The organism is Erwinia phyllosphaerae, from assembly GCF_019132875.1.
GTDB classification, from domain to species: domain Bacteria; phylum Pseudomonadota; class Gammaproteobacteria; order Enterobacterales; family Enterobacteriaceae; genus Erwinia; species Erwinia phyllosphaerae.
Map to the genome: position 1 here is coordinate 385018 of NZ_JAHSPF010000001.1, position 15821 is coordinate 400838.

At 51.0% G+C, this 15821-nt stretch carries 11 protein-coding genes, 1 tRNA gene and 1 pseudogene; 9 read left to right on the forward strand and 4 right to left on the reverse strand.

Annotation, left to right across the window (positions count from 1 at the left end; all coding sequences use genetic code 11):
• Nucleotides 1–68 precede the first annotated feature (68 nt).
• The 3 genes and pseudogenes from KUE00_RS01710 (at nt 69) to KUE00_RS01720 (ending at nt 1890) form a co-directional block, all read left to right on the forward strand.
• A tRNA-Asn gene (locus KUE00_RS01710) sits at nt 69–144 on the forward strand.
• Nucleotides 145–728: 584 nt separating this feature from the next.
• Nucleotides 729–1501 (forward strand): annotated as a pseudogene (locus tag KUE00_RS01715) (DUF3289 family protein).
• Nucleotides 1501–1890, forward strand: a complete 390-nt coding sequence (locus KUE00_RS01720; RefSeq protein ID WP_246757760.1) for a DUF943 family protein — start codon at nt 1501–1503, stop codon at nt 1888–1890. The pseudogene KUE00_RS01715 and the gene KUE00_RS01720 overlap by 1 nt, the downstream one beginning before the upstream one ends.
• A 95-nt stretch (nt 1891–1985) precedes the next feature.
• On the opposite strand, the gene KUE00_RS01725 is transcribed toward KUE00_RS01720, so the two are convergent.
• On the reverse strand, nt 1986–3512 hold the full coding sequence (locus KUE00_RS01725) for an MFS transporter (RefSeq protein WP_246757761.1): 1527 nt from the start codon (nt 3510–3512) through the stop codon (nt 1986–1988).
• 125 nt (nt 3513–3637) lie between these two features.
• On the opposite strand from KUE00_RS01725, the gene KUE00_RS01730 reads away from it, so the two are divergent.
• From KUE00_RS01730 to KUE00_RS01740, 3 genes are all read left to right on the forward strand, one after another.
• Entirely contained in the window at nt 3638–4525 is an 888-nt protein-coding gene (locus KUE00_RS01730) for a LysR family transcriptional regulator (protein WP_246757762.1), read from the forward strand.
• 290 nt (nt 4526–4815) lie between these two features.
• A complete protein-coding gene (locus KUE00_RS01735) occupies nt 4816–5343 on the forward strand; it encodes an RES family NAD+ phosphorylase (RefSeq protein ID WP_246757763.1) in 528 nt (175 codons plus the stop codon).
• Nucleotides 5344–5524: 181 nt separating this feature from the next.
• Nucleotides 5525–5869 (forward strand): ArsR/SmtB family transcription factor, encoded by a 345-nt coding sequence (locus KUE00_RS01740; protein WP_246757764.1) that lies wholly within the window; start codon nt 5525–5527, stop codon nt 5867–5869.
• Nucleotides 5870–5918: 49 nt separating this feature from the next.
• Here KUE00_RS01740 and KUE00_RS01745 read toward each other — a convergent pair whose 3' ends face one another.
• Entirely contained in the window at nt 5919–7349 is a 1431-nt protein-coding gene (locus tag KUE00_RS01745) for an MFS transporter (RefSeq protein WP_246757765.1), read from the reverse strand.
• Nucleotides 7350–7946: 597 nt separating this feature from the next.
• On the opposite strand from KUE00_RS01745, the gene KUE00_RS01750 reads away from it, so the two are divergent.
• Nucleotides 7947–8900 (forward strand): nickel/cobalt transporter, encoded by a 954-nt coding sequence (locus tag KUE00_RS01750; protein ID WP_246757766.1) that lies wholly within the window; start codon nt 7947–7949, stop codon nt 8898–8900.
• A 135-nt stretch (nt 8901–9035) separates the two neighbouring features.
• On the opposite strand, the gene KUE00_RS01755 is transcribed toward KUE00_RS01750, so the two are convergent.
• Both KUE00_RS01755 and KUE00_RS01760 read right to left on the reverse strand, forming a co-directional pair.
• A complete protein-coding gene (locus KUE00_RS01755; protein WP_246757767.1) occupies nt 9036–11441 on the reverse strand; it encodes a glycoside hydrolase family 31 protein in 2406 nt (801 codons plus the stop codon).
• Between the two features lie 13 nt (nt 11442–11454).
• A complete protein-coding gene (locus KUE00_RS01760) occupies nt 11455–12756 on the reverse strand; it encodes an MFS transporter (RefSeq protein WP_246757768.1) in 1302 nt (433 codons plus the stop codon).
• Between the two features lie 376 nt (nt 12757–13132).
• Between KUE00_RS01760 and uxuA the strand changes: the two genes are divergently transcribed.
• Together uxuA and uxaC are read left to right on the forward strand one after the other, a co-directional pair.
• Entirely contained in the window at nt 13133–14311 is a 1179-nt protein-coding gene (uxuA, locus tag KUE00_RS01765; protein ID WP_246757769.1) for a mannonate dehydratase, read from the forward strand.
• A 22-nt stretch (nt 14312–14333) separates the two neighbouring features.
• Complete coding sequence (gene uxaC, locus KUE00_RS01770; RefSeq protein WP_246757770.1) at nt 14334–15749, forward strand: glucuronate isomerase; 1416 nt, start codon at nt 14334–14336, stop codon at nt 15747–15749.
• Nucleotides 15750–15821: the final 72 nt, after the last annotated feature.

The following is a 15821-nucleotide window of genomic DNA, read 5'->3' on the forward strand; positions in this document are numbered from 1 at the left end:
TGCAAAAACACCAAACAGGCTTTGACTTCCCCATGCACTCTCGATACTATGCGCCCCGTTCAAACGATTCCTCTGTAGTTCAGTCGGTAGAACGGCGGACTGTTAATCCGTATGTCACTGGTTCGAGTCCAGTCAGAGGAGCCATATTTTGAGAAGCCCGCTTCAGGAAACTGAAGCGGGCTTTTTGCTGTTGGCCTACCTGACGATAGCGTGTCGTGCGTGAGAGAAATTATTGCGCCCGGTCAGAATATTAAAATATCAGGTAAGAACGGCCTCCCGCCTGGCCGGCAGTTCTTCAGGCGAATAGTAAGCACGCTTTTGCGGTGCAAAAGATTATTGCTATTCAGATAAACAAAACGACTATGCTCGATTGGAAATAGTTTTCTGGATTACCAGCAGCGGAAGTGCTGTCGTTTCATCATGCTCTGAGCGAAGGCGTAGTACCGAATCTGCACAGAAAATTCAGTGACCTTCCATCCTTTATCTGGTTCCTGATATTGTGTGACGTTTCGTCATTCTATCTTTCAATCAAGCGTTCCCTCAGTGCTTGCTGGCGGTATGATATAGCTATCAACGATAAATTTTTACGATATACTGCGCTAAATGGACAGTCTGGCATTTCAATGAGGATGGATCTAAGTAAGGGAGTACTATCTATGAGCAACGCTCAGTTTCCAGCGATGATTTTCGCGACGCAGAAGCGCTTTAACGATTTTTCCACCGATGATATGCGTTATGGCGATATATCAGAGGACAGGTTAAAAAGTGAGTTTGGACTGGTCAATATATCAAATGAGGTTGATCCCTATGCCTTAACCCGATTAACAACGTTTGATAATCCACAATCAAGGTTCGCCGGGGCGTATGGCAGCATTAGCCGTGGCGGCAAGCTAAGCGTGCAGCAATGTGCCCAACTCTTGTTTGAGGAAATGCAGGTAACTTCTCTACCCTATTCCTTCATCGGCCCGCACAGGCATTTAATCAATCGGATGCTGAGGCATTTTCAGTTTTCACGAGGTTTAGCCTTTCACGATCCCCAGTTGAATACGGCTTATCGTGAGAAGTTGTACAGTGACTATGCTGCCAGGAAAACAACCTCTGTTATGAAAGAAGCGATTGGGTTATTGGTCGATTATAACAGTCGAGGATTTCCTGATGAGAAACTGGATGATTTAGCTGCTGCTATCAAACTCTCTGTACTTCCTAAATTCAATTCTTTGGTACTTGATAAAATTAATGGCATGGGAATTACCATACACGATGTTCATGCTACAAAATTGAAATTATTCGTTTAGATATTAATGACAGTGGATGGCGGGCAGCTGTCAGATTCATTGGCCAGGATCATTTCGGCCTGGATGTCAGTGATATACGCAAGAAAAAGTTTAACCAACTTCAGTTTTTTAAAATTTGGTTTATCTTACAACGCTTTAATAGATTTGGCTTTCGTCCATTCCTGACCAATATGGAAGCTGTAATAGAAATTGAAGGGAGACGTTAATGCGAAAATTAATTATTTTACTACTTGCTATATTTTCCTGCATCTTGCTCTATCTATTTAGTGCGGAAAACGATGTTTCTGTTATTGGGGCACATTACGATGGCAGTACAGCACAGATCATTGTTGATAAATTACCGTTAACCGATTCAGAAAAGATAAGCTGGTGGAAAAAAAATCAGAGTGAGATTATGAATAAATACAATATCCCATCTGGCGACAGAACACCCTTTCTTATGGTAGTTTATGCTTTTGGCGATGGCTATCAGATGGAAGGTGACGAAGACAGGCTTTGCTTCTCAGATATGAAACCGCCCAAAAACTGCATTGATAAAAATATTCTTATGATGATTTGGCGCACACGCAATGGTGGAGTTAAGTATCAATTTTAAACAGAAAGCCAATATCCAGTTTTAAATGGGTATTGGCTTCTATTCTTTACTTTCCTGCCGTCTTTTACTTTTTTCTCGCTATGCAAAAACGGACATCATTCAGGTAAGGTTTGAGATCTCACCTCGCTGTTACTTAACGTCATCCACACCAGAAACGCGCACAAAACAGTAATGACCGCCAGAGCCTGAAATAAGAATGTATAGGCATCATCGTAACTTTCACGGAGTAGCGTTCGCGGAAGGTTGGGTAAAACCTTTGCTGCCTGATTAAGATTCCCTCCTCCCAGCCAGGTAGCAGCCTGCTTAATTAGATCGGGTTTATAAGCAGAAACTGCCTTTTCAAGATTCAGTTCGTTTATTTCTACTAAAAATGTTGTAACTATCGCTAAAGCAATCCCCTCACCGGCCACGCGCACCGTATTAAACAAACCGGCTGCCATGCCAGCTTTTTCCAGCGGCACAGCAGAGACGGCCAGCCCGTCCATCAGCCCCCACGGAAGCGCTGCACCTGTACCAGTGATAAGCATTGATACCATAAGCAAGCTAAGGCTGCCGCTTTGTACTGCCTGCCCGGCCATCAGTAATCCTACGGCAGACAGGATTAGCCCCGCTGCTGATACTGTCCCCGGTTTAAACCAGCGGGTGAGTACGGCAGCAAGCGAGGGAAATATCAGCATCGGACCGGTCAAAGCCATAAGATAAACGGCGCTTTGCGTCTCGTTCAACCCTTCTCCACCCATAAAATGCAGCGGAATAATAATCAGCAGGACAACGTAGCAATAGCAGGTCGCTACCGGTAATAACAACACGCCAGTAAAACGTGGATAGCGCAAAAGAGAGAGGTCAAAAACAGGATGTTCTACTTTCCGACAGCGAGTCAGAAATAGTCGAATAAGCAGCATGGAGGCAATAAATAAAGCCAGCACAGGAAATGATAACCACCCACATCCTGGCATAAGCATAACTGCCAGAGTAAACAGGACAAGCGCCACGGTAAAAAGCACTATGCCCACTATATCCATTTTCTGTTGCGATTGCTTTTCTGAAGGTGGTAGAAATGCCATGCCCGTTAGCATCAGGATACCTGAAAGTATTGCCATTGCAGCGTAAACCCAGCGCCAGCCGAAAGCGTCGGTAATCAGCCCAATCAGGAGAGGCCCGAAAGCTAATCCGGCGCCAAACATGGTGCCGAGCAGACTGAATACCCTGGTTCGTGCATTTCCGTCATAGAGCTGGGCCAGTGCCGCACTGCCCCCAGCCAGCGTCATTGCTGCTGCGATACCCTGAATCCCCCTCAATAGCCCGATTACGCCAGTACTTTCAGAAACAACAATAAGCAGGTTGCTAAAGCAAAAGGTAATTAAGCCAGCAATAAATATACGCTTTCGGCCGGTAATATCAGCAGTAACGCCGGCTGTTAGTAGAAAACTGCCAAAGGTCAGCATAAATCCATTTGTTAGCCAGGCGAGAACTGCTGGAGAGCCACCCAGTGCATGACTGATAGCCGGAGTGGTAATCACGCCACCGGTAAAGCTTAGCGGTAACAGCATGGCCGCCAGGAAAATTGAGAGAGCGGCAATAGCTCTGGCATACCGTGAAGGAGATGCAAGGGTGAAGGTCATTAGATTACCTTTGATATTCGGCGTTTTTAAGAAGTTAAAAACAATGTCTGCCCATCCTATTGCGGATATTTAATAAGATAAATAGACTGGCTATACCTTCTGACGCGACAAAAAGTTTATAATCTATGGACAGTTTTACTCTGTTAACTTCTTTTGTACGGACGGCGGAAACGCTCAGCTTTGTACAGGCAGCAAGATCCCTGGGTATTTCCGCATCCGCCGTGGGTAAGAACGTTGCCAGACTTGAAAATAAGCTGGGCGTAAGACTTTTTAACCGCAGTACGCGAAACGTCAGCCTGACCGCAGAAGGGATCACGTTACTGGCACGCTGTCAGCATATTTTTGAGCAGCTGAGAGAAGCCGAAGCAGAATTAACCCGCACCGTAGAACAGCCTGCCGGAAAACTCAGAGTTTCACTGCCGGTAATAGGCTATCGCTTGCTGCTCCCTCTTCTTCCATCGTTCACTCGCCGCTATCCGGCTATCGAACTGGAACTGGACTTCAGCGATCGACTGGTAAACCTTATTGATGAAGGGTTTGATGTAGCTATACGAAGCGGAGAGATCGCCGACTCCAGGCTAACATCGAAAACGCTCGGGAATTTTAGCTTTGTCCTTTGCGCAAGTCCCGCTTATCTGGACGAATACGGCTCCCCTGCCTCCCCAGAAGATCTGAAAAATCACAAATGTGTTCTCTTTCGTTTTCCTTCAACGGGGCTTGTTCAGCCATGGGAACTACAGGGGATACGTATTACAGGCGATTTTAATCCCGTCTCTGTACTAACGGCCAATAACATTGAAGCGGTAATCCATATCAGCACCGCAGGACTGGGGATAAGTTACGTTCCTGATTTTGTGGTGCGGGAAGCTTTTAATCAGGGAACGTTGCAGGAAGTGTTAGCCGGTCACTGCGTAAAAACAGGCGGTTTTTCAGCGCTGTGGCCAACGAGCCACTACCTTTCTCCACGGATACGCTGTTTTATTGATTTTATGGCTGAGAACTGGCCCTGCTGATGTCGTAATATTTCGTCATTTTATTTACCTGTTGTAAAAGATTGAGGCGAAAAGTCTGCCAGAGTCATCTTAGCGTTGCTGCGTCGGTATTGAGCCTACGAAACCTCATAATTATCTGTGCTTATAAAGCGCCGTTATCAATCCTACGAAACATCGTAATTATTTATGCTTATAAAGCGCGTTTTACGCGTGGATGATGGCTTTCATCATTCGCCAGATTACTGGCAGACCTGAGTAATAATCAACTATCGTTAAGCATTGAATTATTGAGAAGAGAGTCCAGAGGCTTCATGGAACTAACCAACTATTTAACCAGTGTTAAGGGGATTTTTTATCGGGCAATAGATCCGCTTTATCGGGATGTTGCTTTATCAGGCTCAAGGGTTCCGGGCCGCTATTCAGACAGCAATCAGCCCACGCTGTATCTTAGTTCATCACCAGAAGGCGTAGAGGCGGCATTGAAAGCCCATAACGGCGCCAGGCGTGCCAGGCTTGAAATTATCAAGGTCAGCGTTATCGCTGATAAAATTTTTGATTTACGAAATTTAGCTGGATTGCAGGCAGCCAATATTGATATCAACGATACGCTTGCCCCATGGCAGGAAACTGTAAGTCAGGGCGGTATCCCCGAGTCATGGAGCGTCCGTAATCGTCTGGAATCATATGGCATAAACGGATTAATAGACCCTTCCCGAAAAGCGCCAGGTCTTTGGCATCTGGTTCTTTTTTCCTGGAATCAGGAGAGCAAACCTTCTGTATCCCTTTATGAAGCAGCAGAAGCTGGCTTGAATTATGACGATTATCAAGATTTATCCTGACATCTGTTTCAAAGCTTCCTGATAGCTGGATGATACTGGAGCGAAAGTTAATTTTACGATTGCGTCAGCGCTGACAGATTTGAAAACGATGCAATAACACCATGACGAATAACTGCGGATCATGAAATCTATAGTATGATTGTACGATTGTTTGTATACCTTTTAATAAGGTTATTTTTCTATGATGAAGCATCATCCAAACCGTGAACAGCTACGGCTGGACAGTGTTCTGGCCGCTCTTGGGCATCCTGTCCGAATGAGCGTGGTGAAAGTATTGGCAGACGGAAAGGAACATACCTGTGGCTCACTGCTGAAAGGTATTTCCAAATCTACGCTTACCCATCACTGGCGCACTCTCCGTGACGGCGGCATTATCTGGCAGATCCCTTCAGGAAGAGAGAACCTTCTTAGCCTGAGGCGCGAAGATCTGGATTCGCGATTCCCTGGACTTCTTGATTCGTTTCTTAAGGCTGCTACGCAGGATGAGCAGACCAGTTCGATAATTGCCACCTATTGTGCCGAGTAAAGTAAGCAGGTAAGCGCCGTCAGGCGCTTATTTAACTCTGGATCTCTACTCAGTCAGCTGGCGTTAACGTCTTGTTGTCCAGCGCAGATGGGGTATTTGAAGGAAGAAAACAGGCTATCAAAAACGCCATAAACATGCCCGTCGCCGCTAACATAAATGCGTATTTTGCCATGGTGGCCAGAAAGAAAGCGTCATGAACTTCGCCGCTATGCCGGGAAAGTGAAGTCGCCACGGCAATCAAAATCGCCAGCCCGATGGCGTTGCCTACATTTAGCGTTGTCGATGCCATGCCGGATGCAATCCCCTGCTCATCATGCCGTACACCCGTTGCTGCTGAGATCCACATGGTCGTCCAGACAATCCCCTGTCCAATACCTGAAACGATCAATCCCGGCAGCAGCATCAGGTATGTTCCGGTGACCGTTGCTCCATACATCATCATCAAGGTTCCGGCGATACCCGTCAGGCATCCTGCCATCATAGCGCTACGCGTTCCGAAGCTTCCGGTCAGCCTGGCACCTGCTTGCGTACCGGCAAAAATAAATACGGATGGCACGATAAAAGCGAGCCCCGTTTTTAAAGCTGAATATTTCAACACGTCCTGGAACAGGATAGTTTCAAAATAAGGCAGCGCGCCAAACGTGCCCATATAAATAAAAGTGATAACTACACCTGACAGAAGATAACGATTCTTTAATAGCGTCAGCGGCATCAGAGGTGTCCGGCTTTTAAGCTCAATGACGACAAAAAGGATAAGGCTGAGCACGGATAAGGTAAACGGAACCGTCACCGATCGCCACCCCTCTTCAGGCCCTTGTACCAGAGAAAAAACCAGTAAAGTTGAAGCGGCCGTCACCGTCAATGCTCCCGGCATATCGAAACCTTGTCTGACCGCTCTTTTCTTATCAGCGGGCAGAAGAGCAACGGCAAGAATAATTGCTATACCAGCCAGCAGGACGTTGATATAGAAAACGGATGCCCAACCGGCATATTCCGTCAGTATTCCTCCAGAAAGCGAACCCAGCGTCAGCCCGCTGGCGCCTGCGCCTCCCCAGATAGCTAAGGCACGGTTTCTTTCTGAGCCCTCTGTGAATAACCGGTTCAGTAAAGAAAGCGTAGCCGGAAAAAGGAACGCGCCGCCTGTGCCCTGAACCGCGCGAGCGACGATTATCATCTCCGGTGTCCATGCAATCGCCCCCATTAAAGATGAAGCGGCATAAAGAAACAGTGCAAAAATAAACATTCTCTTTTGGCCAATCTGGTCAGCAGCCCGGCCTCCCAGCAATAGAAAACCCCCGCAAAAAACCGTGTAGGCGCTAACTACCCATTGAAGCGACTGTCCGGAAAAATGGAGGCCTTTTCCTATTTCTGGTAACGCAACAAAAACGATATTGATATCAAGTGAAATGATAAGTTGAGCAAAGGCCAGAAGCGCCAGACATCCACGTCGGACTGATTGGGATTGGTTTGCGTTGAACATAAGTAACCCTCAGTTAAATAGTACGCATACATACGTACAATCAAACAGTAGAGCATTCGGCCTCTGCCGACAAATATTACTTTGCGTAATCACATAGGGTAAAAAAAATCATGCTTATATTAAGCAAAGATTATAATTATCCAATAGTTTATTTGCGGGCGTAATAAATTTTACTGCCGAATATAACTCTTCTTTTTGCTTTCTGAATGCGTATACCAGCAGGATAGTTATCCTGTAAGCCTGACATAGCCTTCTCCAAAATTCTTTAGCCATATATACTTTTCACTGGCCCTGAACGATGGCCGTTTCAGGAGCCTTGACAGAGGGTAGTTAGATGATTAGCTTACCGACGAGGACCGCACTGTTCGGTACAATCGAATTTAAGAAGCCCGTTTAAGGAAATTTAAACGGGCTTCTTGCCGTCTATGCATTAGTTTTACCGATAACAGCCAGGCGGAATAACACCTGGAACAATGTTTTTGAGTTTCAGCTTATTAAAACTCATTGTTTAAATCCGGCAGAAGTACCGGGGCAATCCCCGTGCCTCCGCTTTTATTGGTTTCACGCAGCTGTCATAAAGCCGCTAAGCAGGAAAATATGAAGGCACACTCTTTTAACAAGCCACCGCAAATTGCCTTGCTTAGCGCTGGCGGCGCGCTTTGTCTTGCGCTGCTTTATCTGTTTGCCCGTCATTGGGGCGACGTTGTGCAGTATTGCCTGGCGCTGCAAATCACCCTGCACCGCTATCTGGTGCTCTACATGCTGCAACAGCGCGATCACCAGATAAGCGGCGGACTGATGCTGATCTTTGGCAGCTTCGTTTATGGCTTTTTGCATTCTGTCGGACCAGGACACGGTAAATTTGTTATCACGACCTATCTGGCTACCCATCGCCAGCACCTTAAAATAAGCAGAGCGATCACCTTACTGGGCAGCCTGATGCAGGGCGTTGTCGCCATCGTTTTTATCGTGGTGCTGGCAATACTGTTTAACCTGTCAACGGGCGATCTCAGCCGCAGCCGTTACTGGATAGAGAAAGCCAGCGCTTTGCTCATCGCGGTTTTCGGTCTGGCCTTACTTTTTCGCGCGGCAGGCATTAACCCGCTATCGCTACTGCGCCGACGTGCGCATTCGGATCATCATGCGGAGTGCGGATGTGGCCATAAGCATCAACCGACGGCCGACGAGCTAACCGGCGGCTGGCGCAACGCGCTCTGGGTGATTGCCACTATTGGTATCAGACCCTGTAGCGGAGCGCTGATGATTTTGCTGTTTGCCAACGCAATCGGCATGTTTAGCTGGGGCGTGGCTGCGGTACTGGTCATGTCGTTGGGAACCGCGCTATCGATTACGATTCTGGCAACCGTTGTTCATCACGCCAGAGAATGGGTACTGACTGCCAATGCAGAATGGGCAACGCAGTATGCGACCGCGCTGACAAAACTGACGATGACGCTGGGCGGGCTTATCCTGATCCTGTTTGCGCTGGTGTTATTTACCACCGTTATCCCGGTCAGCGCTAACGGCGACTTTATCGCCGCCGGATGTTGAGTAACACAAAAAAGCTGGCTTCAGTGCCAGCTTTTATTTTTAGCCAAGATAATGAAAGAAGTCGTTCCTGTTCCGCATAGTTAAAATAACGCCACGAACTTATAAAGTCCGTGACGATTTTACTCTGTAGCGAATTTACTCTGTTTCCCACGCTTTTTCTGGCAGTTCTGCCACGATAGCCGCAGCCCCGGCGGCCTGTTCTAGGCCGTTAATAAACAGGCGACGCCGTTCCCCTTTGGGCAGCAGAACGGCCAGCTGTTGCCAGGCCGGTTTAAAGTGCCCTTTACGAGAGAGTGTTAATCGTACCGCGTCGGCGTCGCACTGCATCTCCCAGTCAACCAGCAGCGCATTGCCCTCTTTGTAGCCCCAGGATTCACCATCATCTTCAAAGAGCGACCCGCTGGCCGTTCCGGCACCCTGTAGCGGAAACAGTCGCAGCTCGCGGTAAATATCGGCGCTGACGTCAACGTGTTGCAGACGCTGGCTTATCGGCAGTCCGGCTCCGGCACGGACCAGCAGCGGCAGCCTTTCCAACGGCGCGGGCAGTGAGATCCACTGTCCGCCGCCGTACCACTGACCGCTATAAAAGTCATACCAGCCGCTCTGGTTATCCGGCAGCCACAGGCGGCGCTCGCGCTGTCCCGGCTCTACCACACTGGCCACCAGCAGATCGCGACCCAGCATAAACTCGTCGCATTCATTAAAGGTCTGGGCATCGTGCTCGTGGTCAAGAAAGGTCGGGCGCAGCATTGGCTCATCGTCACGATAAGCCTGCCAGAGCAGCGTATAAAGGTAGGGCAGCAAACGATAGCGTAACGCAATAGCCTCGCGTACGGCAGGCGTCACGGCGGGATACATCCAGGGTTCGTTAACGGTGCCGTCATCGTTCCAGGAATGGATAGTAAAACGAGGATGCATAACGCCGTTTTGTACCCAGCGCACAAAGAGCTCCGCGTCCGGCCTGTCGCCGGAAAAACCGCCAACGTCGTGCCCCACGTTGTACAGGCCGGAAAGGCTCATGCCTAATCCCATACGAATGTTGTAGCGCAGCGAGTGCCAGCTGGTACGGTTATCGCCGCTCCACGTCTGCACATAGCGTTGCATCCCGGCACAGCCAGAACGGGAGATTAAAAAAGGTCGTTTTTCCGGCGCGAAACGCTGCTGCGCTTCCATTGAGGCGCGCATCATCAACAGCGGCATTACCGGGCGAATATTTTTAATCGCCAGCGGCTTGCCGAAGCCGTGGCAGCGCGCTTCACCGTCCCAGACCTCATACTCGTTATTGTCGTTCCAGCTGGCATCAATTCCTTTTGCCAGCAGCTGGCTGGTGAGGTTTTCCTGCCACCAGGCTATCGCGCCAGGATGGGTAAAATCCAGATGAGAACCTTCATCATCCCAGAACACAGAACGTTCCGGCGCGTCGCTTTCTGAATCCTGAATAAACAGCCCCTGTTCGGCCACCTCCTGGTAACGAGGATGATCCTGCAACAGGCAGGGCTTGATATTTGCCGCCAGCCGCAGACCGGCCTCGTGGAAAGCCTGGCTCATCGCTTCCGGCTGCGGCACCTTTTCACTGTTCCAGTGAAACACGTAGCGCTTGTCGTTAATCGAGGTATAGCCGGAGGAGAGCTGGAAAGAGTCACAGGGGATCGCGTGCTGCTGGCACAGGCTGATAAAATTCAGCAGCTGCGCCTGGGCATCTGGCGCGTCCGTATAATGCATGGTAGAGCCGCTGTAGCCCAGGCTCCATTTCGGTCCAAAGAAGGTTTTCCCGGTCAGTCGGACAAAAGCTTTGGTCACGTCAACAATGCGCGTAGCGGCAAAAAAGTAGTAGTCGATATCACCGCTTTCCGCCTGCCAGCGGCGATAAGGCTGATGATAGTTATCCAGCTCGTTACCCAAATCAAACCAGCTGCTGCTCAGGTTGTCGTAAAAAACGCCGAAGCTGGCTTCGCCCCGGTGGGTCAGCGTAAACGGAATGTGCTTATAAAGCGGATCGGTTGACTCGGCGTTATAGCCCATCGCGTCCAGGTTACGCATTTCATAACGCTTGCCGTTGCGCTGCAAATCACCGGCTTTTTCGCCCAGGCCATAGTAGCGTTCGTCACTCATCCGGCGCTGATAGTGGGCAACGCCATCGCCGTGTGCGTTGACCAGATAGGCACCGCTGGGACGATCGCTGGCCAGCAACGTCCATTCACCGGCATCGTTACGATAGTGCCATTCCAGCCACAGCGGCTGATGCACCGTGACCCTGAGCCGCGCCGTGGCGATAACCAGCCGGTCATCCTGTTCACTAAGCGAGTAGCCAGGCAGGGAAAAACCGGCCAGGCTCGCACGCGGACGCCCCTCCCACGGCACATCCTCTTTCGGCGCGATGCTCCAGGTACGGTCCAGCGCCAGCTCGCCGTGACGTTTAAGCGTCACCCGTATCAACTGCTGTTCCAGCACGGCCAGAGTGAGCAAATGGCGGTTATCCACCAGCAGTTCAATACTATTGTTGTCCGAGGCGTTTAAGGTCCAGTGCTTAAGCGTTTTCATCGTTATCTTCTCTTCAGGCGCGTGTGGCGCGGCGTTCAGCAATAAAAGCAATCAGAAACAGTGCGCCGATCAGGTCGAAAAAGCCCATCGCAATAAACAGCGGATTGAAGCCAATTTTGTCCGCCGTGATGCCGATAAGCAGGGAAAAAAGAAAGCTGGATATCCACGCGAAGGAGCCGCGCATGCCGTTGACGGTCGCCATTTCTCCTTTATCGAATTTTTCTACCACCAGCGCACTCAGCATGCAGGAGATAATCTGGTGCCCAAAGCCGCCAACGGAGATTAAGGCAATGGCGACATAAGGGTCTTTGGTCACGGCAACCAGCGCCAGCGACAGCATTAAAAATGCGCCGGTGATCGAACTGGCCACGACGCTGTTTACCTGGGTACAGCCAAACAGCCGGGTATAAAGACGTGTCAGATAGCCGCTGGCAACGCTGCCCAGATCGGCGGCCAGAAACGGTAGCCAGGCGAACATGGCGATCTGTTTTAAATCCATCCCCAGCTCGTTGGCCAGATAAAGCGGTACCCAGAAGCTTAAAACGCCCCAGGCTGGCTCAGCCATAAAAGCGGGGATCGCAATACCGTAGAAGCGTTTGTTTTTTGCCACCGATTTGAGCGCGCGGAAGAAGCTCTGCTTGACGGCTGGCGGCTCATTATCCTGCTGGATCAGCGCTAACTCCTGCGCGCCCAGGTTGGGATGCGTCGCCGGATTGTGATAGAAAAGCGCCCAGAGGCCGACCCAGGAAATCGCCAGAAAACCGGTAAACAGGAAAGCGCCCTGCCAGCCAAACGAGGCATGGGCAAAATAGATAATGGGCGGAGCCAGCATCGCGCCGATGGAAAAGCCTACCCCGGCCCAGCCTGCCGCTATCGGCCGCTCTTTTTTAGGAAACCATTCGCCCAGCACTTTGGCATTAGCTGGCGTTGCCGCCGCCTCCGCGCCGCCCATGATAAAACGCAGAATGGCTAACTGTAGCCAGCTTCCGGCGCCCGCATGCAGCAGGCAGGTTAGCGCCCAGATCGTCGCGCAGATCATAAAGCCGATCTTCAGGCCGATGACGTCAATCAGCCAGCCGCAAATCGGCTGGAACAGGGTATAGGCAAGCTGAAAAGCGCCCACTATCCAGGAGTAGTGTTCCGTGGTGATCCCCAGGCTGGTTTTCAGCTCGGGCGCCAGAATCGCCAGCGAGTTACGGGTGATATAGTTAACCGTAACGCCGGTTAAAAACAGGATCAGTACCCACCATCGCAGGTTAAGGAAAATACGTTTACTGCCTGTGGCGCTTATTTGTCTTTCTAAACTGCGGTTCATCTGTGTCTCCATGTTCACGAGCGTGCCCCGCCTGGCGTCCGGCATGTCGGTCAGATTAAATTGGTCAACCAATTTAAAGCCAGGGCTATCGTCATTATTTATCGTTTCACCATCGAAAAAGACAGGACAAGGATGCGCCCACAGTCCGTAAGGATAAGCTGTCGCAGGGGCTTACATCAGCGAAACAGCACTGGCATCACGAGCAGGAGTGAAACACAGTTCCGTTTTCGGGTCGCCAGCATCGTTTTACATTTGTGACGTGGTTAACCAAATTACGTGTTCTGGTTGACTTATTTCCAGCGGTGTCCGATTCTGCCTCTACTGGCGACGAGCGCTGGCAATTAGCCGCCGCTTCGCTCTCTCTGGAGGTTAAAAAATGGAACAAACCTGGCGCTGGTATGGCCCCAACGACCCCGTTTCTCTTGCCAATGCAAGGCAGGCTGGCGCAACCGGCATTGTCACGGCGCTGCATTCGATCCCTAATGGCGAAGTCTGGTCGCAGGAAGCCATCCGCGAACGCAAGGCGATAATTGAAGCCGCCGGCCTGGTGTGGTCGGTGGTGGAAAGCGTGCCGATTCATGAAGAGATTAAAACCCGCAGCGGGCAGTGTGAGTTATGGATCGAAAACTATCAGCAGACGCTGCGTAACCTGGCGGCGTGCGGTATCAAAACCGTTTGCTACAACTTTATGCCGATCCTTGACTGGACGCGCACCGATCTGGCGTGGGAACTGCCGGATGGTGCAAAGGCGCTCCGCTTCGATCAGATTGCTTTTGCCGTGTTTGAGCTGCATCTTTTACGGCGTCCCGGCGCAGAAGCCGACTATACGGACGAAGAGATCGCCCAGGCCCAACAGCGCTTTACCCATATGAGCGAAGCAGAAAAAACGCGGCTGATTAACAACATTATTGCTGGCCTGCCGGGCGCTGAAGAAGGCTATACCCTTGACCAGCTGCGCGAACAGCTACGCCGTTATGCCGATATCGACAAAGCCAGACTGCGCGAAAACTTCAGCCATTTCCTGCACGGCATTATTCCGGTAGCGGAAGAAGTGGGCGTGCGCATGGCGGTGCATCCGGACGATCCGCCGCGCCCTATTCTGGGCCTGCCGCGCATCGTTTCCACCGCCGACGATATGCAGTGGATGATCGATACGGTCAAAAGCATGGCGAACGGCTTTACCTTCTGTACCGGTTCGCTGGGCGTCCGCGCCGACAACGATCTGGCCGCTATGGTTGAACGGTTCGGGCCACGAATCTACTTTGCCCACCTGCGCGCAACCCAACGCGAGGAAAACCCTAATAGTTTTCATGAAGCTGCGCATCTGGCGGGCGACGTCGATATGTTTGCGGTCGTCAAGGCGATTGCCAGCGAAGAGTATCGCCGTAAAGCCGCCGGACAAGAAGATCTTATCCCGATGCGGCCCGATCACGGTCATCAGATGCTGGACGATCTGCAGAAAAAGACCAACCCCGGCTATTCGGCTATTGGCCGCCTGAAAGGTCTGGCGGAAGTGCGCGGCGTTGAACTGGCCATCCATCGCGCTTTCTTTTAATCCTTAACGCAAGAGCCTTACGATGCACAAATTTATGGACGCCGATTTCCTGTTAAAAAGCGAGCCCGCCCGCCAGCTCTATCACGATTACGCGGCGGCTATGCCCATTTATGATTTTCACTGCCATTTAAATCCGCAGGAGATCGCCTGCGATCGCCGCTTTGATAATCCCGGTCAGCTCTGGCTGGATGGCGATCACTATAAGTGGCGGGCGATGCGTGCCGCGGGGGTGAGCGAAGCGTTAATCACCGGGAAAAACAGCACGGACTACGAAAAATACCTGGCGTGGGCGCATACCGTGCCCAAAACCCTGGGTAATCCGCTGTATCACTGGACGCATCTGGAGCTACGCCGTCCCTTTGGCATTACCGATACGCTGCTGGGGCCGGATACCGCTAAGGCTATCTGGGACAGCTGCCGGGAAAAGCTGGCGACGCCGGAATTTTCGGTGCGCGGCATTATGCGACAGATGAACGTGCGGATGGTTGGCACCACCGACGATCCTGTTGATTCGCTGGCCTCACATCGCCAGATTGCCGAAGACGATAGCTTTGATATCGACGTTGCGCCGAGCTGGCGGCCGGACAAAGTGTTTAAAATTGAACTCGACGGATTCACCGACTATCTGACAAAGCTGGAAGCCGCAGCGGACGTGGCTATCGACAGCTTTGACGCGCTGCGCCGCGCCCTGCTCCGTCGTCTCGACCATTTTTCCGCGCACGGCTGCCGGGCTGCCGATCACGGTATTGAAACGTTACGTTTTGCCCAGCCGGTAGATGACGCCACGCTGGATACCATCCTGGCGAAGCGCCGACGCAACGAACCGCTGGCAGAGCTGGATATCGCGCGTTTTACTACCACGGTACTGGTCTGGCTTGGGAGTGAATACGCGCGGCGCGGCTGGGTAATGCAGTATCACCTTGGCGCGCTGCGCAACACCAATACCCGGATGTTCCGTCAGCTTGGCGCGGACTGCGGCTTCGATTCTGTTGGCGACGGCCTTATCGCCCTGCCGCTGGCTCGCCTGCTTGACTGCATGGACGTCAACAACCAGCTACCGAAAACTATTCTCTACTGCCTGAATCCCAGAGATAACGAAGTGCTGGCGACCATGAGCGGCAATTTTATGCAGGAAGGCGTGGCCGGAAAGGTTCAGTTTGGTGCCGCCTGGTGGTTTAACGACCAGAAAGACGGCATGCTGCGCCAGCTGGAGCAGACGGCGCAGATGGGTCTGCTCAGCCAGTTTGTCGGCATGTTGACCGACTCTCGCAGCTTTCTCTCCTATACTCGCCATGAATATTTTCGCCGTATTCTCTGTAATATGCTGGGCGAATGGGTCATGGAAGGCAGCGTGCCTGATGACAGGAAGCTCCTGGGAAGCATGGTGCAGGATATCTGTTTTAATAATGCGCAGCGCTATTTTGCCGCGGCATCTTAGCCTGATTCGACCGCTCCGGAGAAAAGGCGCGGCCAGCAACAGGTCCGATACTTCGTACCGGTATGTTATAGT

What these genes read in the sequence shown, in the direction of transcription:
- KUE00_RS01720 (WP_246757760.1), top strand. Translation starts at nt 1,501, where the DNA reads ATGCGAAAATTAATTATTTTACTACTTGCTATATTTTCCTGCATCTTG.
- KUE00_RS01725 (WP_246757761.1), bottom strand. Translation starts at nt 3,512, where the DNA reads ATGACCTTCACCCTTGCATCTCCTTCACGGTATGCCAGAGCTATTGCC.
- KUE00_RS01730 (WP_246757762.1), top strand. Translation starts at nt 3,638, where the DNA reads ATGGACAGTTTTACTCTGTTAACTTCTTTTGTACGGACGGCGGAAACG.
- KUE00_RS01735 (WP_246757763.1), top strand. Translation starts at nt 4,816, where the DNA reads ATGGAACTAACCAACTATTTAACCAGTGTTAAGGGGATTTTTTATCGG.
- KUE00_RS01740 (WP_246757764.1), top strand. Translation starts at nt 5,525, where the DNA reads ATGATGAAGCATCATCCAAACCGTGAACAGCTACGGCTGGACAGTGTT.
- KUE00_RS01745 (WP_246757765.1), bottom strand. Translation starts at nt 7,349, where the DNA reads ATGTTCAACGCAAACCAATCCCAATCAGTCCGACGTGGATGTCTGGCG.
- KUE00_RS01750 (WP_246757766.1), top strand. Translation starts at nt 7,947, where the DNA reads ATGAAGGCACACTCTTTTAACAAGCCACCGCAAATTGCCTTGCTTAGC.
- KUE00_RS01755 (WP_246757767.1), bottom strand. Translation starts at nt 11,441, where the DNA reads ATGAAAACGCTTAAGCACTGGACCTTAAACGCCTCGGACAACAATAGT.
- KUE00_RS01760 (WP_246757768.1), bottom strand. Translation starts at nt 12,756, where the DNA reads ATGAACCGCAGTTTAGAAAGACAAATAAGCGCCACAGGCAGTAAACGT.
- uxuA (WP_246757769.1), top strand. Translation starts at nt 13,133, where the DNA reads ATGGAACAAACCTGGCGCTGGTATGGCCCCAACGACCCCGTTTCTCTT.
- uxaC (WP_246757770.1), top strand. Translation starts at nt 14,334, where the DNA reads ATGCACAAATTTATGGACGCCGATTTCCTGTTAAAAAGCGAGCCCGCC.